General features: G+C 42.5%; 16 protein-coding genes. 3 read left to right on the forward strand and 13 right to left on the reverse strand.

Features of this window, described 5'->3' with window-relative positions:
- Window positions 1-123 precede the first annotated feature (123 nt).
- The 3 genes from ftsX to ftsY form a co-directional block, all read right to left on the reverse strand.
- Window positions 124-1,083, reverse strand: coding sequence for a permease-like cell division protein FtsX (gene ftsX, locus HRT96_RS07210; protein WP_293154310.1), 960 nt, complete (start codon window positions 1,081-1,083; stop codon window positions 124-126).
- 1 nt (window position 1,084) lies between these two features.
- Window positions 1,085-1,756 carry a cell division ATP-binding protein FtsE gene (gene ftsE / locus HRT96_RS07215; protein WP_293154313.1) on the reverse strand — a complete coding sequence of 224 codons (672 nt, stop codon included), beginning with the start codon at window positions 1,754-1,756 and terminating at the stop codon, window positions 1,085-1,087.
- 102 nt (window positions 1,757-1,858) lie between these two features.
- On the reverse strand, window positions 1,859-3,214 hold the full coding sequence (gene ftsY, locus HRT96_RS07220; protein WP_293154316.1) for a signal recognition particle-docking protein FtsY: 1,356 nt from the start codon (window positions 3,212-3,214) through the stop codon (window positions 1,859-1,861).
- 101 nt (window positions 3,215-3,315) lie between these two features.
- Here ftsY and rsmD point away from each other — a divergent pair, with 101 nt between their 5' ends.
- Window positions 3,316-3,933 carry a 16S rRNA (guanine(966)-N(2))-methyltransferase RsmD gene (gene rsmD, locus HRT96_RS07225; protein ID WP_293154319.1) on the forward strand — a complete coding sequence of 206 codons (618 nt, stop codon included), beginning with the start codon at window positions 3,316-3,318 and terminating at the stop codon, window positions 3,931-3,933.
- Window positions 3,934-3,968: 35 nt separating this feature from the next.
- Here rsmD and HRT96_RS07230 read toward each other — a convergent pair whose 3' ends face one another.
- Window positions 3,969-4,886: an AraC family transcriptional regulator gene (locus tag HRT96_RS07230; protein WP_293154322.1), complete on the reverse strand. Its 918-nt coding sequence runs from the start codon at window positions 4,884-4,886 to the stop codon at window positions 3,969-3,971.
- 167 nt (window positions 4,887-5,053) lie between these two features.
- Here HRT96_RS07230 and HRT96_RS07235 point away from each other — a divergent pair, with 167 nt between their 5' ends.
- On the forward strand, window positions 5,054-5,962 hold the full coding sequence (locus HRT96_RS07235; protein ID WP_293154325.1) for an EamA family transporter: 909 nt from the start codon (window positions 5,054-5,056) through the stop codon (window positions 5,960-5,962).
- 94 nt (window positions 5,963-6,056) lie between these two features.
- Here the strand turns inward: HRT96_RS07235 and HRT96_RS07240 are convergent, their stop codons facing one another.
- The 3 genes from HRT96_RS07240 to metA form a co-directional block, all read right to left on the reverse strand.
- Window positions 6,057-7,958, reverse strand: coding sequence for a methyl-accepting chemotaxis protein (locus HRT96_RS07240; protein ID WP_293154328.1), 1,902 nt, complete (start codon window positions 7,956-7,958; stop codon window positions 6,057-6,059).
- Window positions 7,959-8,167: 209 nt separating this feature from the next.
- Window positions 8,168-11,887, reverse strand: coding sequence for a methionine synthase (gene metH / locus HRT96_RS07245; RefSeq protein WP_293154331.1), 3,720 nt, complete (start codon window positions 11,885-11,887; stop codon window positions 8,168-8,170).
- Window positions 11,888-11,988: 101 nt separating this feature from the next.
- On the reverse strand, window positions 11,989-12,900 hold the full coding sequence (gene metA / locus HRT96_RS07250) for a homoserine O-succinyltransferase (RefSeq protein ID WP_293154334.1): 912 nt from the start codon (window positions 12,898-12,900) through the stop codon (window positions 11,989-11,991).
- 273 nt (window positions 12,901-13,173) lie between these two features.
- On the opposite strand from metA, the gene HRT96_RS07255 reads away from it, so the two are divergent.
- Window positions 13,174-13,794 carry a trimeric intracellular cation channel family protein gene (locus HRT96_RS07255; protein WP_366051453.1) on the forward strand — a complete coding sequence of 207 codons (621 nt, stop codon included), beginning with the start codon at window positions 13,174-13,176 and terminating at the stop codon, window positions 13,792-13,794.
- Window positions 13,795-13,819: 25 nt separating this feature from the next.
- On the opposite strand, the gene HRT96_RS07260 is transcribed toward HRT96_RS07255, so the two are convergent.
- The 6 genes from HRT96_RS07260 to HRT96_RS07285 all read right to left on the reverse strand — a co-directional run bounded on the left by HRT96_RS07260 (window position 13,820) and on the right by HRT96_RS07285 (window position 21,630).
- A complete protein-coding gene (locus HRT96_RS07260) occupies window positions 13,820-14,191 on the reverse strand; it encodes a YacL family protein (protein WP_293128870.1) in 372 nt (123 codons plus the stop codon).
- A 127-nt stretch (window positions 14,192-14,318) separates the two neighbouring features.
- Window positions 14,319-14,993: a metallophosphoesterase gene (locus HRT96_RS07265; RefSeq protein WP_293154340.1), complete on the reverse strand. Its 675-nt coding sequence runs from the start codon at window positions 14,991-14,993 to the stop codon at window positions 14,319-14,321.
- Between the two features lie 155 nt (window positions 14,994-15,148).
- Window positions 15,149-17,728: a bifunctional aconitate hydratase 2/2-methylisocitrate dehydratase gene (acnB, locus tag HRT96_RS07270; protein WP_293154342.1), complete on the reverse strand. Its 2,580-nt coding sequence runs from the start codon at window positions 17,726-17,728 to the stop codon at window positions 15,149-15,151.
- A gap of 370 nt (window positions 17,729-18,098) precedes the next feature.
- Window positions 18,099-18,830, reverse strand: a complete 732-nt coding sequence (locus HRT96_RS07275; protein ID WP_293154344.1) for a VpsP family polysaccharide biosynthesis protein — start codon at window positions 18,828-18,830, stop codon at window positions 18,099-18,101.
- A complete protein-coding gene (locus tag HRT96_RS07280) occupies window positions 18,827-21,109 on the reverse strand; it encodes a polysaccharide biosynthesis tyrosine autokinase (RefSeq protein ID WP_293154347.1) in 2,283 nt (760 codons plus the stop codon). The genes HRT96_RS07275 and HRT96_RS07280 overlap by 4 nt, the downstream gene beginning before the upstream one ends.
- Window positions 21,109-21,630 carry a polysaccharide biosynthesis/export family protein gene (locus tag HRT96_RS07285; protein ID WP_293154350.1) on the reverse strand — a complete coding sequence of 174 codons (522 nt, stop codon included), beginning with the start codon at window positions 21,628-21,630 and terminating at the stop codon, window positions 21,109-21,111. The genes HRT96_RS07280 and HRT96_RS07285 overlap by 1 nt, the downstream gene beginning before the upstream one ends.
- Between the last annotated feature and the right edge of the window lie 142 nt (window positions 21,631-21,772).

Here is a 21,772-nt window from a genome sequence, read left to right on the forward strand (position 1 = left end):
TAATTTATATTAACCCGATCCAGTGTTCTCTGTAACCAGTACAATTCTCTATTCACTCTATTCACTCTATTCACTCTATTCAATTTTAGTGATCTACTAACTTGCTTCAAGTTTAGCGATCTATTAGCTCGGTTCAATTTTAGCAATATAATAATTAACAGAAATAGCGGCTGAGCTCAATCCCATACCAATCGCGGTAATAAACAACAACATGATCTCGTTAAATACTAACCCCTCAATACTAAACTCGGTATTATATAATTGAGCAAGGTTGAGCACGGTATCTTCCATCCAATACACCATAAATATAGTCACTAACCAAGCTAAAAAACCACCGATAGCACCATACCAAAAACCGGTATATAAAAATGGTCGTTGCACAAATGCATTGGTCGCGCCTATTAATTTTAATACTTCAATTTCAGCACGGTTAGATAAAATATTTAAGCGGATGGTATTGCCCGTAATTAATAATACTGAACTTAATAATAGAACTGAAACAACTAACACGGCATCACTAAAAATAGAAATAATCCCTTCTAAACGTGCTAACCACATAATATCCAGCTTACCTTGCTGCACCTCAGGCTCACGCTCTAGCTTAGCCAGTAACTCTTGTGCGGCAATGGAACTGCGATAATAAGGCTTAGGAGTGACCACGACGACTGCTGGTAATGGGTTATGATCTAACAGGGTTAATGCCGATACGAACCCAGAAGTACGCTTAAATTCTTTCATGCCCTGTTCTTTGGAAATGTACTCAAAGCTATCAACCTCTTTGTAGGTCTTTAAGCGATGCAGTAAATTTTTATAACGCGATTCCGGTAAATCTTTTTTTAAGAATAAGTTAATGTCCGTCGGACTACTCCATTCTTGGCTTATTGCTTGGCTATTTTTTAATACCACGTACAAGGTGCTTGGTAAGGCTAAACTAACCCCAAGTACCAACATAGTCATCAATGATGCAATCGGCGTACGCCACACATCTGCTAAACTCGATATGGCTTGATGGATATGCTGCTGGCAACGAATTTGAATACGTTTAATAAAGGTAGCATCAGGTTTGTTGGGTTGCTTGTTCATATTAAATCCCTTGTAACTCGTCATTACACATCTCACCAGCCTTAATACGTAAGGTGCGATAACGCATTTTTGCAATCAAGCCCAAATCATGAGTAGCAATCAATACTGAGGTACCAGTGCGATTGAACTCCTCAAATAACTTGATGATTTCCATTGATAACTGCGGGTCTAAATTACCGGTGGGTTCATCCGCAAGCAACAATTTGGGACGAGAAATAATCGCCCGAGCAATACCTACCCGTTGTTGCTCACCACCAGAAAGCATCGGTGGATAGCATTTGGCTTTATTGTATAAACCCACTTTATCTAATGCCGCTAGCACCCTATTTTTAACTTGTTTCGCGGTATAACCCTTAATAATTAAAGGCAATGCCACATTATCAAAAATGGTACGGTCGACTAATAAACGGTGATCTTGAAAAACGATACCAATGTCACGACGTAAAAAGGGAATCTCAGCTTTATTGATCTTACTGACATTGCGACCATTAAGGATAACATCGCCTGCGCTTGGTCGTTCTAACATACTAATTAGTTTTAATAAGGTACTTTTACCGGCGCCAGAGGGTCCCGTTAAAAAAGCCATTTCGCCTTTCTCAAGATGAAAATTAACTTTCTGTAATGCGCAGAGGCTGCCAGGGTAAACTTTAGATACATTATCAAACCGAATCATGATGACCGCGTCCTTGGTGTGTGCTCGTATAAAAATCTAGCATAGTGAAATACAAAACTCACCGAATTAACGATGAGTATGTTGGTAACTAGACGGCTCGGATTATTTTTTATCTTCGCTACTAAACAGCGCTTCAATAAACTCTTCCGAGTTGAAGGTACGTAAATCATCAATACCTTCACCAATGCCAATAAAACGGATTGGGATCTCAAATTTATCTGCCACGGCAAAGATAACGCCACCTTTGGCTGTACCATCTAACTTGGTGATGGTAATACCAGTAAGACCAATCGCATCCTTAAATAGTTCCGCTTGGCTTAATGCATTTTGACCGGTACCCGCATCAATCGTTAACATGATCTCATGCGGTGCTGTTGCATCGTGTTTACGCATGACGCGGACCACTTTCTTCAGTTCATCCATCAAGTGCGCTTTGTTTTGTAAGCGACCCGCAGTATCGGCGATCAACACGTCAACATTTTTTGCAGTTGCCGACTGCATCGCATCAAATAACACCGAGGCACTATCTGCACCTGTGTGTTGGGCTACCACAGGGATACCGTTACGATCACCCCATACTTGTAACTGCTCAACAGCAGCAGCACGGAATGTATCTCCCGCCGCTAGCATTACTGATTTACCTTCTGCTTGGAATTTCTTCGCCATCTTACCGATAGTCGTGGTTTTACCAACGCCGTTCACACCAACCATTAAGATTACATGTGGTTTGTTGTTACTGTCTATTTCTAACGGTTGCTCAACTTTATGCAGCATATCCGCCATGTCTTTTTTCAAGATATCGTACAGCGCTTCAGCATTTTTTAATTGTTTACGTGATGCTTGTTGCGTTAGATTATCAATAATACGTGTGGTTGTTGCGACACCCAGATCGGCAATTAATAACTGCTCTTCAAGTTCTTCAAATAAGTCATCATCGATATGCTTGCCACGGAAAAAGTTTTTAAAGCCACTACCGATATTACCCTTGGTACGTGATAAACCACGCTTTAAACGGGTAAAGAATTTGTCTTTATTAACAGGTTCATCTACTTCAGATCCCACAGTCTGAATATCCGCAGGAGCATCTTTAATCACTTCAGCTTGCGTAGCAGGGGTTTGCTCTGTTGTCGCGAGTTCAGCGTTCTCAGACTCGACGGTTTCAGGCTCAACTGCAGCTACTTCAGGTTCCGCAACAATTATGTTAGTTTCAGTCGCAACGACATTAGCATCAGTCACTACTACATTTGCTTCAGTAACAGTATGGTCATCAGCCGTTGTTGCACTACTTTTTTCGAAGTCAGCGATAAGTTGTAAGTCAGCCGCTCTACGACGCGCTTTTTCTTCGCCACTCTCGTCATCACTAGCAATCAGTACTTCAGTGTTAACTTTGTCTTCATTCGTGTTGTTTGCTTCTTTTTTACCGAAACCAAACCAATTCTTTATGCTTTTTTTTGCCATTTTTAGAAAACCTTACTTTCGCCAGTCTTGAACTGCTACAATGACTCAATATCAATATGATGACATATATTATCATCTTTCTGTCCAGACAAAGAATTACTATGGCAAAATCTAGCACAAAACAACAAAATCAACGTCCTTCTGGACACATTCGGATCATCAGTGGTCAATGGCGCGGTCGAAAACTGCCCGTAAAAGATGTGATTGGTCTACGCCCGACCACCGACCGGATAAAAGAAACCGTATTTAACTGGTTATCCCCCTATGTCCGTGACAGTCATTGTTTAGATCTGTTTGCTGGTAGTGGCGGGCTAATCTTTGAAGCCTTATCCCGCTATGCCGAAACTGGCCTACTGTTTGAAAAAGACGCCGGCGCAGCGACGCAGCTTCAACAAAATATTAATTTGTTAAAAGCCGATAATGCCCAGTTAGTACGTGGCGATACGCTGCAATTATTAACCAAAACACCCACACAAGTATCAACCCAAGCCCCAGCACAAGGTTATGACTTAATATTTATCGATCCACCTTTTCGCCAAGACTTACTAGAAGACTGCTGCGCCAAGCTGGAAGCAAACAATTGGTTAAGTGCGGACGCAGTCATTTATATCGAGCGCGAGAAAGAACTTAATCAAGTTAAATTACCGGCTAACTGGACTATCTTAAAAGAAAAGCAAGCAGGACAGGTTTGTTTTGAATTGTATCAACGTCAGCAATAACGTGACTCAAAAAATAAAAGTCGATTAACTCGCGGTTAACCTACCGTTAGCAGTCGATACTGGCGTGGTGATATACCCACCAGCTTTTTAAAGTAGCGCCCCATGTGGCTTTGGTTAGCAAAGCCACACTGCAACGCTATATCAGCCATACTGACCTGCCCATTGCATACACGTAACTTCACTTGCTCTATGCGAACAGCCAACAAATACGCTTGTGGTGTTTGTGCCATGCTTTGTTTAAACATCCGGCAAAAATGATATTCACTCAGTTGCGCTAAGTCAGCCAGTTCGGCAAGATAAACCTGACGCTGGAAGTTAGCCTGCATGTAATCACACACTAACGCTGCAACCTTTGGTGATAAGCCACCTTTCACCGCGGCGGTTAATTTAGTGATGCCCATATTCTGCAACATCGACACTAAGATAGTATTGGTCACTTGCTCCATGGCGAGATGATCATTTCCGCTCTGCCAATCACTGGTCGCCATACAATGACGAAACAAGGCTTCGGTAGCAGCATCATTGGTAAAGGTTAATTCCGGCAGCTGTAACATCCGTGGATCAATATCAAATACTTTCAGCGCCAGCTGTTTGAGGTAATCATCACTAAAATATAAGTGCATGAATTGCTGTGTTTGCCCCAGTTGCCAATGACTTTCAGAATCTTTTGGCATCAGGCAAAATTTACCTGGCGCGCCAAATCCAGAATTCACATCAGTACGGTGGGTTTCATAACCGCCAGACATGTACAAACTCAACGTGTGCTGCTTATTATTCACATAATATAAACGATCATGTTCATTTTGATAATGCGCCCACGACAGTGCATCCGTTAATGACGTTTGTCGTAAACAGATCTTACTGGTCGATTGTTCGAAGCTAGTTGCACTGGGCTCAAGTTGAGATAAGGCAATATCCAGCTGTTGGTCCATTACTGGTTTTATTAACGGCATAACAAAATATTACCATTAATGGCAGATTGCTCAACTGATACCGTGATCAGACTAATCATTAAACCGCAATATTGTGTTAGTTTTACCGACATCGTGATATTTCCGACATCAGAATACCTGCATAATGCAGACTAATTAATTGTGGTCGTAATAAAGAAGGAACCGCTATGTCAGCATTACTCTATGTTTCAATGATATTTATTTGGGGTTTTTCGTGGATATCAATCAAGTGGCAACACGGTGATGTGCCAATGGAAGTCTCAATCTTTTACCGCTTTGCAATTGCGGCAGCGGTCATGTTTGTGGTCGGTAAATTATGCGGTAAACTGCAACCCGTAAAACGTAAAGACCATGCTTTTTTAGCCCTGCAAGGCGTATGTTTATTCTGTTGTAATTTCCTCGCCTTTTACAGTGCAACTTTGTATATACCCAGTGGTTTAGTGGCGGTGTTTATGGCAAGCGCACCGGTATTCAACGCTTTTCACAGTAAGCTGTTTTACAAAACCCAAACCAATGCTAATTTCTGGTTCGGTGCCATACTTGGGCTTGCTGGTATTAGCTTGTTATTTGCAGGTGATTTACTGCAAACAGATTGGTCACAAGATACTTTGTACGGTCTGTTATTTGCCCTACTTGGCACTTGGTGTTTCTCGATTGGCAATATGCTGAGTATACGTAATACCAAGAATAATGTGCAGCCCTTCACTGCCACCAGCTATGCCATGGTGTATGGTTGTTTCGCGCTGTTAATGATTATATTAGTCCGTGGCATCTCGTTTGAGTTTACGATGACAACGCAATACATCGGCAGTTTATTGTATCTCGCCATTCCGGCATCGGTACTTGGCTTTACCTTTTATCTTATTTTGGTAGATCGTTTAGGTGCCAGTAACGCCGCGTATATTTTAGTCATCACCCCGGTTGTCGCCTTAAGTGTTTCTGCGGTATTTGAAGATTATCATTGGACGCTATATTCAACGCTGGGACTGGTATTAGTGATATTAGGCAATGTATTAACCCAACGTAAGAAACCCTTGCTTGTACGTACTAAAGTGCAGTCATTACCGGCAAGTTAATCATTGATAGTGGGATATAAAAATGCCCGTATAATTAATTCCTATACGGGCATTTTATTTTTAAAATTGAATTTACTAACTTAAATCCAGCCGTCTAAATTTTGAATTTACCTACAATAGCTTCAAGCTGAGCGTTGGTGTCGGCAAGAGCCTTACAGTGCCCGAGTTCCTTATCACCATTTTCGGTGAGTATTTCAGCCATGTTAGAAATAGAAGTCATGTTCTTACTGATATCTTCAGAAACGGCGCTTTGCTCCTCAGCTGCAGTAGCAATCTCTATAGTAATGTCATTAATGTATGCGACTGATTTAGCCATGCTGTCAAGATCCAAATTCACTTGTTCAGTGCTTTCGGCAGTATGACTACAACTCACCTTGATCGCATCCATATTGGTAACTAATAGATTCGCTCCTGAAGTCAAAATTGTAAGCATGTTTGCAATTTCAGAGGTACTTTCCTGAGTTCGAGCGGCTAGCGCACGGACTTCATCGGCAACGACAGCAAATCCTCTGCCTTGATCGCCAGCTCGGGCAGCTTCAATCGCAGCATTTAAGGCAAGCAAATTAGTCTGATCGGCTATATCTCCAATTACTTTTAGTAACTTGGCAATATTATTAATATTACCATTCATATTAACGATATCACTGGACATAGACTCTACTTCACTCACCAATGAAGACACTGTTTGCACCGCTTTAGAAACGACATCCTTAGAGACTTCAGCTTGTTCTTTTGCATTTTGCGTATGAGTCAAGGCCTGAGAGGCATGACGAGCTACGGTCTCTGCCGTCACACTCATTTCGTGAATAGCCGTAACAACTTGGTTGGCTTCGTCAAAGTGCGATTGTAACACTTCACTATTTTGCTCAGACTGAGTAGAGAGTTCACTCACTCGGGCTGAAGTATCCAGAGTGGTTTGCGCAACCTCATGCATCATACTCTGCAGGTTGCCAATAAACGTATTGATGCCCGATGATATTTGTCCCAGATCATCTTTACTTTTGATGTCAAGGCGACGAGTAAGATCACCAGTTCCCATCGATAGATCGAGAACCGTATTTTTAAGAGCAAGGATAGGTTTGTAAAGTCTATTCAGTACCATAAGTATGATGGCTACGGCGATCAATATTACAATCATGGACGTCATTGTAGTCTGAACTAACTCAGCGTTTAAGTCGGAGTACATCACCGAGTCTTCAATACCAACATAGATAAACCACCGCCTATCATCCGGTAATTTCACATCGGAGAAATAGGCATGTTTTTTTACTCCAGTCCATTCGTAATCCGCAGAGCCATCACCTTGTTCGGTCATCTTTTTTTCAAGGTCAGGTAGATTAAAATAAACACCCATTTCATCGCTCGGGTCAGTAGAAGCAAGTTGCGTAAATTCATCATCGAGGACAAGTAATACAGCACCAGGAAAATCGACTTGCGAGATAATATCGTTAAGAATATCGAGTGAGATATCGCCTGCCACTACGCCTTGATTTCCGATCGGGCTTGCTAAACTTACCATCAACCCGCCAGTCGTATCATCCGTATAAATATCCGTCAGAATGGTAGATTGTTTAGCCATCGCATCCTTATACCAATCTCGGGTTCTTGGATCATAATCACTCACGTCAAATACGCCGTTATCGCCACCGGAATCACCAAAGGCACGTCCATCGCGATAGCCCACAGTAAAACTGGCATATCTAGCTGATTTGGTAACCATTTTAGCCACTGTCACGTAATCGACATCGGTATGCTCATCTTCAAAGTAAATACGGCTGGACTCCAATGCATCAACCCAAGCATCCATCTTTAGTGCTACTTCATTTGAGGCATTTTCTACGATGATCTGTGACATGCTTTCAATAGCAGCCATTTTTTGTGTTTTAAATTTATTATAAGACAACCAGTTAAATACTAATAATGCAACTGATACTAGAATAGTGATAGTTAACACAAGCCGCTGTTTGAAACCAAGACTTTGTAGTGATAAAGGCATTCGTTGACCCCCTCGTTATAGCTACTAGAATTACTGACAGTGAGGCTGTTTTTTCATTTAATACTAAACAACCAAGTAAATTACAAATAGCATATTAATGGTGAATCAACTCCCCGTTTGCGACTTTAACTATGTTTTTAACTATATTTTAAAATATATTCACTTTAAAATAGCCACAAACTAGTTTATGGCTATTACAAGGTGAAAACTTAATCCGGCGCATAGCCTAAGTTAGGCCCTAACCAACGTTCGGCTTCTTCAAGCGTCATATTTTTACGCTCGGCATAATCTTTCACTTGGTCTTCTTGAATAGAGGCCACCGCAAAATAACGTGATTCCGGATGGGAAAATATCAACCCAGATACCGCCGCACCCGGCCACATCGCATAAGAAGAGGTTAGCTTCATACCAATGCTGTCGGGATCTAGCAACTCCCAGATCGTACCCTTTTCAGTGTGTTCAGGACAGGCCGCATAACCCGGCGCCGGACGAATTCCTTGGTACTTCTCACGGATCAGATCATCGTTGTTCCACTCTTCGGTCGGCGTGAAGCCCCACTCTTGTTTACGCACTAATTCATGTAAACGCTCGGCCATGGCTTCCGCTAAACGGTCACACACAGACTGGATAAGAATCGCGTTGTAATCATCTTCAATACCTTTGAAGTAATTCGCTACGTCATCTTCACCGATTCCACCAGTAACAGCGAATGCACCGATATAATCAAATTTACCAGACTCTTTCGGCGCCACAAAATCAGCAAGGCTATTATTGTACTGCCCTGGTTTTTTCTTGGTTTGCTGACGTAAGTGCTCAAGTCGGGTTAATACCTGTGACCGCGTTTCATCGGTATACACTTCGATAGTGTCGTCGTTCACGGTATTGGCAGGGAATAAACCAATCACACCATTTACAGATATTTTATAATCGTCAGGCACGCCTTCAAGCCCAGCACCACCTTCTTCTAAACGGTCCAGCATGTCGTTTGCGTCATTAAATAAACTGGTCGCTTCGACACCAACCACGTCATCGGTGAGGATACGGGGGTATTTACCCGCCAAAGTCCAGGTCATGAAAAACGGGGTCCAATCGATGTATTTACGCAGTTCCGCTATCGAGTAGCTAATGAACTTCTGCACACCCAATGTTTTCGGGACTGGCGGCGTATAGTTAACCCAATCAATTGGCGCTTTATTGGCACGTGCGACGTCAAGTGTGACCGGCGCGCTGCGTGGTCGTTTACGGGCATGTTGCTCACGCGCCACCTCGTATTCTTTGGCCATTCTCGCGACCAGTACCGGTTTCTTGGTTTCTGACAATAATGCCGCTACCACCCCGACTGCACGTGATGCGTTGGAAACATAGATAACCGGTTCGTCATAGTTTTGCTCAATCTTCACCGCGGTATGCGCTTTGGATGTGGTCGCACCACCAATCAGGATCGGCAGTTTAAAGCCTTTACGCTGACATTCTTTCGCCACATGCACCATTTCATCGAGTGACGGGGTGATCAAACCGGATAGACCGATAATGTCGCAGTTTTCTTCCACTGCTTTTTTCAGAATATCATCACACGAGACCATCACGCCCATATCAACGATCTCATAGTTATTACACTGCAACACTACACCGACAATATTTTTGCCGATATCGTGGACATCGCCTTTTACCGTGGCTAATAATATTCTACCGTTTGACGAGCTTTTTTGTTTTGATGCTTCAATGTAAGGATTTAAGTAAGATACCGCGCGTTTCATTACCCGCGCAGATTTAACCACCTGGGGTAAGAACATTTTACCGGCACCAAATAAATCACCAACCGCATTCATGCCGTCCATCAATGGACCTTCGATCACTTCTAATGGCAGAGTTGCTTGTTGGCGTGCTTCTTCGGTATCTTCTTCGATAAATTCAGTAATACCTTTAATTAAGGCGTACTCTAGACGTTTATTCACCTCAAAGCTGCGCCATTCCTGGGTTTCAGCTTCGACTTCAACACCTGAATCGCGGTACTTCTCGGCAAGAGCGAGCAGCGCTTCCGTGGCATTATCATTGCGATTAAGGATCACATCTTCCACACCATCGAGCAGATCTTTCGGCAGATCGTCATAGATCGCCAACTGCCCCGCATTCACAATACCCATATCCATGCCTTCACGGATACAGTAGTACAAGAACACGGCATGGATCGCTTCACGCAACGGGTTATTACCACGGAACGAGAAGGATACGTTAGAGACACCGCCCGAGATCATGGCATGCGGTAATTCACGTTTAATGTCTTTCACTGCTTCAATGAAATCAACCGCATAGTTATTATGCTCATCAATACCGGTAGCAACGGCAAAGATATTGGGATCGAAAATAATATCTTCCGGCGGGAAATTAACTTCATTCACCAGGATGTCGTAAGAACGCTTACAAATTTGAAACTTACGTTCTTGGGTATCCGCTTGGCCATCTTCATCAAAGGCCATCACAATCATAGCAGCGCCGTAACGACGGATTAATTTAGCTTGATGGCGGAAGTTATCTTCACCCTCTTTCAGCGAGATTGAGTTAACAATCGCTTTGCCCTGTACGCATTTCAAGCCCGCTTCAATAATTTCCCATTTCGACGAATCGATCATGATTGGCACTTTCGAAATGTCGGGTTCTGACGCCACCAGATTTAAAAATCGCTCCATACAATGCAACGAATCCAACATGCCTTCATCCATATTGATATCGATGATCTGCGCACCAGATTCAACTTGCTGCAGGGCAACATGCAGGGCTTCGTCGTAGTTTTCTTCTTTAATCAGACGTTTGAAACGTGCCGAGCCGGTAACGTTGGTACGTTCACCGACGTTAACAAATAGGCTGTCTTTCTTTATCGTTAATGGCTCAAGTCCACTTAAACGACAGGCGATTTCGATTTCAGGTAATTGACGCGGCTTAACACCTTCAACCGCATCAGCCATCGCCTTAATATGTTCTGGCGTGGTACCACAACAACCACCAACCATATTTAAGAAACCGGCTTCAGCCCATTCCTTAATATGCACTGCCATGTCTTCCGGGCTTAAATCATATTCACCAAACGCATTTGGTAAACCAGCATTAGGATGCGCGGTGACATAACTTTCTGAGATACGTGATAGTTCATCAACATATTGACGTAATTCATCCGGGCCTAATGCACAGTTAAGACCAAAAGTGATCGGTTCGGCATGACGTAATGAATTATAAAATGCTTCTGTGGTTTGACCCGTCAGTGTACGACCCGAGGCATCGGTAATGGTACCCGAGATCATAATCGGTAATTCAAAGCCGAGTTCTTCAAATACAGTTTTAACCGCAAAGACCGCTGCTTTAGCATTCAAGGTATCAAAGATCGTTTCGATGAGAATAATATCGGCACCGCCTTCGATTAACGCTTTGGTTGATTCGATATAGGCTTCAACCATCAGATCAAAAGAGGTATTACGGAAAGCGGGATCATTTACATCGGGAGAAATAGAACAAGTACGATTCGTTGGACCCAGAACACCGGCCACAAAACGGGGACGGTCCGGGTTTTCTGCGGTTTTTTCATCGGCAACTTGACGGGCGATACGCGCAGCTTCGCGGTTAATCTCTGCCGATAATGATGCCATATCATAATCAGCCATCGCGATAGTCGTGGCATTGAAGGTATTGGTTTCAAGAATATCGGCGCCCGCGTCGAGATACTCTTTATGAATGTCAGCAATGAGCTGTGGCTTACTTAATACCAATAAATCATTATTACCTTTGACGTCGCAATGCCAGTTAGCAAAACGTTCACCACGGTAATCGGCTTCTTCTAATTTATAGTCTTGGATCATCGTACCCATGCCGCCATCGATAAGCATGATACGTTTTTTTAATTGCTGTTCCAGCTGTTGTTTGTTTTTTATAGTAGCCACAAGATCCCTCGTTAATGTACTGCAGACCCAATCCTGAGTCTTATTATTTGATACTAATCTATTTGCTCGACTATCTATTCGAATAGCTGCACTCGTAACAGTTATAGATCGTTTAAGTCATATGGCGTTTGTTGATAAACATAATAGTTTAACCAGTTGCTATAGAGCAGATTACCATGACTACGCCAAGTAACAAGAGGGTCATTTTCAGCATTATCGTCTTTATAATAATTAGTCGGTACTTCGGCTTCAACACCATCGACAACATCACGCATGTATTCTTGGTGTAAGGTGTCTGCACTGTATTCAGGGTGGCCAGTAACAAATACCTGACGGCAGTCTTTTGATGCCGCTAAATACACCCCGGTCTCATCATTCGCAGCTAAGATATTGAGGTCTGTACCTGCAAACATCTCGGCAGAGAAATCGGCATAGCGCGACATAGGCACGGGAAATTCATCATCAAAACCACGTACTAATGGATTATGGCGATGGAATGTTTGCTGTGGATAAACCCCAGATAATTTCTTATCGTGAACTTTTTTATCAATGCCATATAGTACTTTCAATGCTGCTTGTGCTGCCCAGCATAAGAATAAAGTAGATACCACGTGGGTTTTCGACCAGTTAATGATCTCTTCTATTTGTGGCCAATACACCACTTCATCATGGCCGACCAGACCTAATGGCGCACCAGTGATAATCAAACCATCGTAATTATTATGACGAATACGCTCAAAGTCATGATAAAACTCATCAATATGTTCTTGGGGAGTATTTTTAGAGGCGCGATAGTCAATGCGTAATAGCTCTACATTTACTTGCAGTGGCGTATTCGATAATAACCGCAATATTTGGTTTTCAGTCTCAATTTTTTTCGGCATAAGGTTAAGAACAACAACCTGCAGCGGTCTGATCTCTTGCTTGGTTGCGCGTGACTCGAGCATCACAAAAATATTTTCATTACCTAATATTTCAGCAGCCGGTAGCCCGTCTTTAATTCTAATCGGCATTATTCCCATCCTTAAGTAATAAATTAGCCATCCAGAAGTCTACCCTATTTATACAAGCGTTGTAAATGTTGTGATGGATTTAAATCGGACATATCGATGATTTCCCCCTGCGTTGCAATAAAACCCTGACCTCTCATTCAGTTTCAGTTGACCATAGCTTCCGACTTCAGTTGACCATAAAAGTGTTTATGTATAGGATCGCCTGCTTGCAAGGAGCTAGGCATATTTTAAATGGATACATCCCCCCAATTTCGTTAATTTAAAGGGTTCGCAATAATGCTCACTTACATCTATTTAATTGCCATCACTGCCGAAGCTATGTCGGGTGCATTAATGGCGGGTCGCCGTAATATGGACATTTTCGGCGTAGCGGTTATCGCCTTTGTGACCGCGCTTGGTGGCGGTACAGTACGCGATCTATTATTGGGTAATTTCCCAATTGCTTGGACTCAGCATCCCCACTACGTCTACATCACCATATGTGCAGGTTTGTTTACGATCCTGATTGCCAAACACATGGATCATTTGCGTCGTTTATTCTTAGTACTTGATGCGGTTGGCTTGATAGCATTTACCATTATTGGTTGTAATGTAGCGATGCAACTCGGTTACCACCCAACGGTGATTATTATGGCGGGGATGATAACGGGTATTTGTGGCGGGGTGATACGCGATCTACTCTGTAATCGCACTCCGGTCGTATTCTGTAAAGAGATCTACGCGGGTATCTCATTATTAGTCGCGGTACTTTATCTGGGCTTGGAAACGCTGGGTATTGACCACAATATCAATCTTATTGTGGCCTTCTGTGTCGGTGTGTCACTACGCCTGTGTGCTATTTATTGGAAATGGTCATTACCAACATTTAACTACACCTCGGAAGAATGGGACTAAATAGCTCTTAATTGTACTAAATGTACTAGCGCTGACTAAAAAATCCTAACCAGGCTTGGAGTATGATCTCAAAATCCTCCAGGCCACACACTGCCATCGTTTCCGCATCATAAAAATTCATGTCGTCTTCGAGCACTTCACCAAAATCCATTAACTCCGAATTAGTACACGCACACGCATCTTCTTGGGTCAGGGTTAATGTCATCTCATCACCAACTAAACGATACTCTTGTTTTTTACGGGCTTTTAATAAATCAATTTCAGCTTGAATCAACGCAATAGTGGCTTTATCCGTGCCTAACGTGCCTTGGATCCAACTACCGAGTGCCGTCTGTTCCATTGATATGATGACGCGGTAAGTATCTGTTAGGGTATCTTTTCGAAATTCAAAATCCACGGTTATGCCTGCTTATAGATAATAGTTTAATAAGGTGTTAGAGGAGAGGATTGTAGCAAAACAACAGCAGAAACAGCAATAGCCCGTGATGAGAGAAGATAGTAAGAAGTATCAAATAAGTTATTAATCAAATAACCGAAAATATTTGTTTGCTAGACAACACAGTTAAACGTTTGGTTTTACTTAACGTATCAATCCACAGCTGGTTCTGATTCGTCACTACCTGGCTACAATTAACATGGCCATGAATGGTGACATCAACATTAGCAATCCGGCTAAATTCGCCTTTTTTAACCGCTACATACGAGGCAGTAGACCAAACTAAATCATCCAGTAAACTTGATTTTATACCGCTCTCATCCAAAAACACATGCCAATCAGCGGGCGCATACGCATGACTAATGCCGACAGAACCCTGCGCCGTTTTAACGGTCAGTGCATAACTGCAATGTTGTTTAATTAATAACTTACAAGCAGTTTGCTGTTCTGGAGCAAGCGCATAAAACCATTCTCCCCCGGCGTTTTTATGTAGACGAGTCAACTTATGCTCATCTTCAGCAAGCAACATCTCTTCATGGTTACCAAGGACGGCAAAAAACCACGATTCATTGAGCAAGTTTAATGTATGCAATGATTGCGGTCCGCGATCAATCATATCACCGACTGAAAATAACCGGTCTTTATCAAAATCAAAACGGCAGCGTGTCAAGGCTCGCATTAATAGCGGTAGCTCGCCGTGGATATCACCGACAAAATAATCTCTACCGACCAGATTTTCAGCAATGAATTTATGTGTGGTCACTCTGCATGTTCCTATTAGGATAGCTTACGATACTATTTTATATTAATACACAATTCAAAAAAACGGCGACCCATGTAAACCATAGATCGCCGTTTATTTTAGCAAATTCGCCGCTTATACTAAAGCAACGAGCGTTTAAGTTAGCCGAATACTAATTAAACTGCTTCTTGAACGATCACTTCGTTCGCTTTTTCAATATAAGACGAGATTTTATCGAAGTTTAAGTAACGGTAGGTATCCGCCGCTGTTGCATCAATCTCAGACGCCAGTTCCATGTACTCTGCAACTGTTGGGATCTTACCTTTAATCGCCGCGACTGCAGCAACTTCAGCAGAACTGAGGTAAACGTTAGCACCATTACCTAAACGGTTCGGGAAGTTACGCGTTGACGTAGAAACAACCGTGGTATTATCACCCACACGTGCTTGGTTACCCATGCACAGTGAGCAACCTGGCATTTCGGTACGAGCGCCCGCTTTACCGAAGATTGAGTAGTAACCTTCATCACTTAATTGTGCGGCATCCATACGCGTTGGTGGAACAACCCACATACGTGTTGGCAGTGTACCGTTGAATTTCTCCAGTAGTTTACCCGCTGCACGGAAATGACCGATATTAGTCATACATGAACCAACGAATACTTCGTCAATTTTAACCCCTGCAACAACAGATAATAGTTTCACATCATCTGGGTCATTTGGACAAGCTAGGATAGGCTCTTTCACATCTGCGAGATCGATTTCGATGATCTCAGCGTATTCTGCATCCGCGTCAGCTTCAAGCAATTGTGGATCGGCGATCCAGGCTTTCATTTCAGCTACACGACGAGCAATCGTCTTCGCATCGCCATAACCTTCAGCAATCATCCAGTTTAACATCACGATGTTAGACTCGAGATATTCAATGATTGGCGCTTCGTTAAGCTTGATAGAACAACCTGCCGCAGAACGTTCCGCTGATGAATCCGATAATTCGAATGCTTGCTCAACTTTCAGATCTGGTAGACCTTCAATTTCCAGTACACGACCAGAGAATGCATTAATTTTACCTGCTTTCTCAACAGTCAGTAGACCTTGTTTAATCGCATAATAAGGGATTGCGTTGACGAGATCACGTAGTGTGATACCCGGTTGTAGTTCACCTTTAAAGCGTACCAAAATTGATTCAGGCATATCCAGTGGCATAACACCCGTTGCTGCCGCGAATGCAACCAGACCAGAACCCGCAGGGAAAGAAATACCTAATGGGAAACGGGTATGTGAATCACCACCAGTACCCACTGTATCTGGTAATAACATACGGTTTAACCAAGAATGAATTACACCATCACCTGGACGTAACGAAACGCCCGCACGGTTACGGATAAAGTCAGGCAGTGTATGGTGAGTTTCAACATCCACTGGTTTTGGATAAGCCGCCGTATGACAGAAAGACTGCATCACTAAGTCAGCAGAGAAACCCAGACAAGCTAAATCTTTTAGCTCATCACGCGTCATTGGACCCGTGGTATCTTGAGAACCAACCGTTGTCATTTTTGGTTCGCAATATTGGTTAGGGCGTACGCCTGCAACACCACATGCTTTACCAACCATCTTCTGCGCTAAGGTATAACCTTTGCTTGAAGCTGCGACGTCTGCAGGTAAACGGAATACCGTTGAATCATCTAGACCTAGTGCTGTACGCGCACGCGTCGTTAAACCACGACCGATAATCAGTGGGATACGACCACCAGCACGCACTTCATCAAGAATCACATCAGTTTTGATCTTGAACTCAGTGATAACTGCGCCAGTTTCGTGAGTTTTAACAACACCTTCATATGGGAATATATCGATAACGTCGCCCGTATTTAAGCTAGTTACATCAAATTCGAGTGGTAGTGCACCTGAATCTTCCATGGTATTGAAGAAAATTGGCGCGATTTTAGAACCAATACAAATACCACCACCACGTTTGTTCGGTACGAATGGGATATCATCACCCATGCACCATAACACCGAGTTAGTTGCTGATTTACGCGAAGAACCCGTACCAACAACATCACCAACGTAAGCAACTTGATGACCTTTTTCTTTTAGTTTTTCAATTTCTTGCAATGGATTTGCAGAAACACCTTCACGCTCATTTTTAAGCATTGCCAGTGCATGCAGTGGAATATCAGGACGAGACCATGCATCGGGTGCAGGTGATAAGTCATCAGTATTGGTTTCGCCAGGTACTTTAAATACGGTCACCGTCAGTTTTTTCGCCACTTCAGGTTTACTTAAGAACCATTCTGCATCAGCCCAAGATTGCATCACTTGCTGTGCGAATTTATTACCTGCTTTGGCTTTTTCTTCAACCGTATAGAAAGCATCGAACATTAATAGTGTGTGTGACAAACCTTTTGCAGCAATCGGAGCCAGCGCATCAACATCCAGTAATTCAACTAATGTTTCGATGTTGTAACCACCTTGCATCGTGCCAAGTAGTTCAGTCGCACGTTCTGCAGATAAGATCGGCGATGTCGTCTCACCTTTAACGATCGCAGTTAAAAAGCCCGCTTTGACATAAGCGGCTTCATCCACACCTGGTGGTACGCGATTGGTTAAAAGATCTAACATAAATTCTTCTTCGCCAGCGATTGGTGCTTTCAGCAATTCAACTAGACCAGCAACTTGTTCAGCATCAAGAGGTTTAGGCACAACCCCATCAGCGGCACGTTCTTCGACATGTTTACGATAAGCTTCTAACACGACTCATTCCTCTTAGTTTATGCCACTCATGGTGGACATCCTTGTTATATATATACCCAAGTTACTTCAGGATGCACAATCAGTATCTTGAAGTAACTTGGGTATTACCCTAACTTACCAATTTTATTAGTGAATCCAACGGTTATTAATGTGAATCCAACAATAATAAAGTTAAAGCCTCTTGCAGAGTGTTCACAAATATAACATTTTTAACCTAAAATTAAAATTAAAGCAGCATGTGCAGAAGGCTTTTTACATAAATACTCAACATTCATCAAACTTATGGGGACAAAAACATAACTAATTTATATGAATAGTTATAACTCGTATTTAGCAATTAGGAGTAATGAAGAGGAAGATAAATAAAAGCTTATTTACAGTATCGAGTATAAGCTGAAGTGGATTTTACCGCGCGGTATGCTGGGTTGAACTTCAATTGCACACACAACAACTTTTGTTTATCAATCGAGGTCGCGTAAGTTAAAATATCGATTAGCAACGCCTGCTGCTTTACCGACTTACCAAATTGATCAAACACTAGCTGTTTATCTTGGCCCGTTAACTCAGACCAATTTGATAATAATATGCGCACCGAACCAGCAATAACCGCGTTGATATAAGGGCCAGTTGCCATCGCCTTTGCAAGGTATTGCTGGGTATCCGCATTGTAACCATTAAGATAATTATTGATGGTGGCGAGATCAAGCCATACATCAGGCCACATTGGTCGGCGTGCCACCGCAGCTAAATAGAGAGATCTTACCGTCGTGTATTTAGCCTCGCCTTCAAAACCACTGATAATACCCCAATGCAGGATACGGCCATTAATATGAGCATAATGCGGATAACTCGGATCAAGCGCATGGGCTTTATTAATCGCTGCCAACGCCGAGTCATATTCACTCCGGCTGGTTACCTTGCCTTGTTTAGCCCAAGCATTGATAGCAAACTCAGCTTGGTAGTACCAAGCATTGGCATATCCTTTATAAAAGGCCGTATAACCCGCATATAGGCAACCAAATAACAACAGCAAAGCAAGCATCGTTCGCGGTACAGCTGTGTGCTTTACAGTGACTGCTATTTGTTGGCTGCGCGCTATCATGATGACAATTGCAGCTTATCCTCGGGATCAGCTTTGTCGGTAAGGATATCATTACTCGCCGATGTGTTAGTCTTAACAGCGCTGCCATAGGCTTTATCACTGTAATAACCGTAATAATAATCACTATTTGCACTTGCTCTGATATCCACCTTATTTAGCACAATACCGGCAATTTTGATGTTGGCATCAACCAAACGACCAACACCGTTTCTCACCACTCCAGTGCGGGTATCATCACTTTTAACTACATACATTAATGAATCGGCCTGCTTGGCAATGATCAGCGCATCACTGACGGCGTTAATCGGTGGTGTATCAATAATAATGTAATCATAACTCTCTTTTAGCTGAGTGATAAGCTGCTCAAAATGCTTAGACGCTAACAATTCTTGTGGATTACTCGGTAAATTCCCACACGGCATCACGGTAATATTTGATTGGTCATCGTGATATAAACAGTCGTCCAATACTTCAGTCTGGGCGATCATATTGGATAAACCCGCATGATAGTTTGGAATAGAAAAACGTTTACAAATACTCGGTTTACGCATATCACCATCAATCAACAATACCTTACCCATTTGACCTAATGAGAATGCTAAATTAACCGATGTCGTTGACTTGCCTTCACCAGGTACCGATGATGTGATGGCAATGACTTTATCGTCTTCATGATGCGTTAAAATATAGCTGGTACGTAAGGTGCGCACCGATTCAGCAAAGCGACGACCGGTATCAGTAAAGAAGTGATGCAGTCCCAGGTCTTGGTGTTTTTTAAGCTCAACTAACGGCAGTAATCCCAACATGCGGAAAGACAATTTATCTTCAATGTCTTTCGCCGATTTAAAGTTATCGTTTAGCGATTCAAACACAAACGCTGCCACAATACCTAAACCAAACGTAGCCACAAATGCCAACAACACGATCAATGCTTTTTTCGGTTTAATTGGACGTTCCGGGGCGAAGGCGCGATCAGTAAAACGCGCAACCGCCGAGTTAAAGTCACTGGTGACTTCCGTTTCCTTGGAGCGCGATAAGAAAGTATCAAAGATCTTACGGTTGGTATTCACTTCACGTCGAAGCTTACGGTAAATATTCTCCTTGCTGAGCACACGGTGATATTTGGCTTTAATACTCGCAAGATCTCTTTCTAACGCTTTAATGTTGCGCTTTTTCGTGGTTAAACTTTTATCCAGTCCTGAAACGATCTTCAGGATCCGCGATTTCATGCGTTTTGTTACTGTGTTCCACTCTGATTGTGCCGACTTGAACGTCGGATGTTTAGGTCCATACACTTTAGAGAGATCGGAAATTTTCAACTCAACTTCAATTTGATTATCTCGCAATGACACAATCGCCGGGTGCGAGCTAATTTCAGGCATGGATTCTAACAACGCTAAATCTTTCGTCCCTTGTTCTTTCACTAACGCAACAATACTACGCAATTGATTATACTCATTGCGGGCCTGCGTTAATTGCTGAGAGGTTTGATCAAGTTCTTTGGAAATTAATGCAGAGACACCTTCGCCACTTTGGCTAATCAGATTTTCTTTATTACTGTATGCTTGCAGTTTGGCTTCTGACTTATCCAAAGTCACCCGTAAATCTGACAAGCGTGAGTGCAACCAACCTGACGCACTTTCATTCACCGAAATTTTATCAAACAAGTCTTGCTGTATATATACATCACCGACGGCATTCGCTACTTTAGCGGCTAGCCTTGGGTCCTGACTGTCAAACGAGATAGACACTAATTGTGTTTTACGGATCGGTTGGATGGTTAACTGCTCACTAAACTGCCTAATTAAAGCTCGTAATTTACGCTCTTCAAGCTCTTGCTCTGTTAATACTTCAGCGACGTCCGTTGGTAAGAAAGGTAGCACGTCACGCAACATGTCCATCACCGACTCACCCTGTTGCGGCTGGAATTCAGCTTCATCCTGCAAGTTAAGCTGAGTAATAACGGCACCTGCAATGGTGTTCGACTTTAAAATTTCAAATTGGGTTAAATAATATTCTTTACGATTAGAGTCTAAGCCCATCACCTCTTCGAAGGATACCGCTTTGGCTTGATTCGCTTCAATCAACAAGGTTGAGGTGGCTTGGAATGTCGGCGTGATATTTTTAACAATAATGAGTGTTAAAATGGCCACTGCGGTAGCCAGAAAAAAGATCCGCCATTTAAACTGATTAATTATTTTAAAATAATGACTGAGATTGATAACCTCTTCCACCGGCTGTTTTTTTATCATGCTATTACTACTCGTCATGTCAGTCATTAGAAGAACCTTTGTTCAATAGTAATGGTATCACCCGCATTTACCTGGTAAGTCAGGCTGGCGTTAACTTGTTTATCCTTATCACTTTCTTTATAAATAAACACTTTTTCTTCTGATGCTCGGTCGGTCAACCCACCTGCTAACGCAATCGCTTGGTTCACCGTCATACCGGGTTGATAAGAATAACCACCCGGTTTGTTCACTTCACCGTGAATATAAAAAGGACGGTATTGAGTCACATGCACATATACGTTTGGTTCAATCAGATAATCCCCCACCAAACCACGATAAATCAGTTGTTCCACTTTTTTAACGGATAAACCAGTCACTTTGATTTGCCCCAAAAAAGGGTAATTAATTAAACCACTATTACTTAACAGCGTATTTACCGTGAGATCATCTTGACCATACACTTTAAATTCAATTTGATCGCCAGGGCCTAACACATACGCATCTTCCGCCTGCACGGTCGAAAATAAAATGCCAGCGAATAAAACAAGACATAAGTACAACTTTTTCATAATGACTCTTTAATGTGGTTATATTAATGGCGTGAGGGCAGTTACAAGGACAGCACCTATCAGCGCAATCCTTGTGTCGGTAACAACCTGTGTATTAAACACAGCGGTGGCGCAATAATAATCATGTCATGATCACTATCGC

This window comes from Moritella sp. (genome assembly GCF_013215705.1).
Classification (GTDB): domain Bacteria; phylum Pseudomonadota; class Gammaproteobacteria; order Enterobacterales; family Moritellaceae; genus Moritella.

Bases quoted from the DNA above. Each gene is read 5' to 3' on its own strand.
- HRT96_RS07240 (WP_293154328.1), bottom strand. From the start codon at position 7,958: ATGCCTTTATCACTACAAAGTCTTGGTTTCAAACAGCGGCTTGTGTTA.
- HRT96_RS07235 (WP_293154325.1), top strand. From the start codon at position 5,054: ATGTCAGCATTACTCTATGTTTCAATGATATTTATTTGGGGTTTTTCG.
- HRT96_RS07280 (WP_293154347.1), bottom strand. From the start codon at position 21,109: ATGACTGACATGACGAGTAGTAATAGCATGATAAAAAAACAGCCGGTG.
- HRT96_RS07275 (WP_293154344.1), bottom strand. From the start codon at position 18,830: ATGATAGCGCGCAGCCAACAAATAGCAGTCACTGTAAAGCACACAGCT.
- ftsY (WP_293154316.1), bottom strand. From the start codon at position 3,214: ATGGCAAAAAAAAGCATAAAGAATTGGTTTGGTTTCGGTAAAAAAGAA.
- metA (WP_293154334.1), bottom strand. From the start codon at position 12,900: ATGCCGATTAGAATTAAAGACGGGCTACCGGCTGCTGAAATATTAGGT.
- ftsE (WP_293154313.1), bottom strand. From the start codon at position 1,756: ATGATTCGGTTTGATAATGTATCTAAAGTTTACCCTGGCAGCCTCTGC.
- ftsX (WP_293154310.1), bottom strand. From the start codon at position 1,083: ATGAACAAGCAACCCAACAAACCTGATGCTACCTTTATTAAACGTATT.
- HRT96_RS07230 (WP_293154322.1), bottom strand. From the start codon at position 4,886: ATGCCGTTAATAAAACCAGTAATGGACCAACAGCTGGATATTGCCTTA.
- rsmD (WP_293154319.1), top strand. From the start codon at position 3,316: ATGGCAAAATCTAGCACAAAACAACAAAATCAACGTCCTTCTGGACAC.
- HRT96_RS07285 (WP_293154350.1), bottom strand. From the start codon at position 21,630: ATGAAAAAGTTGTACTTATGTCTTGTTTTATTCGCTGGCATTTTATTT.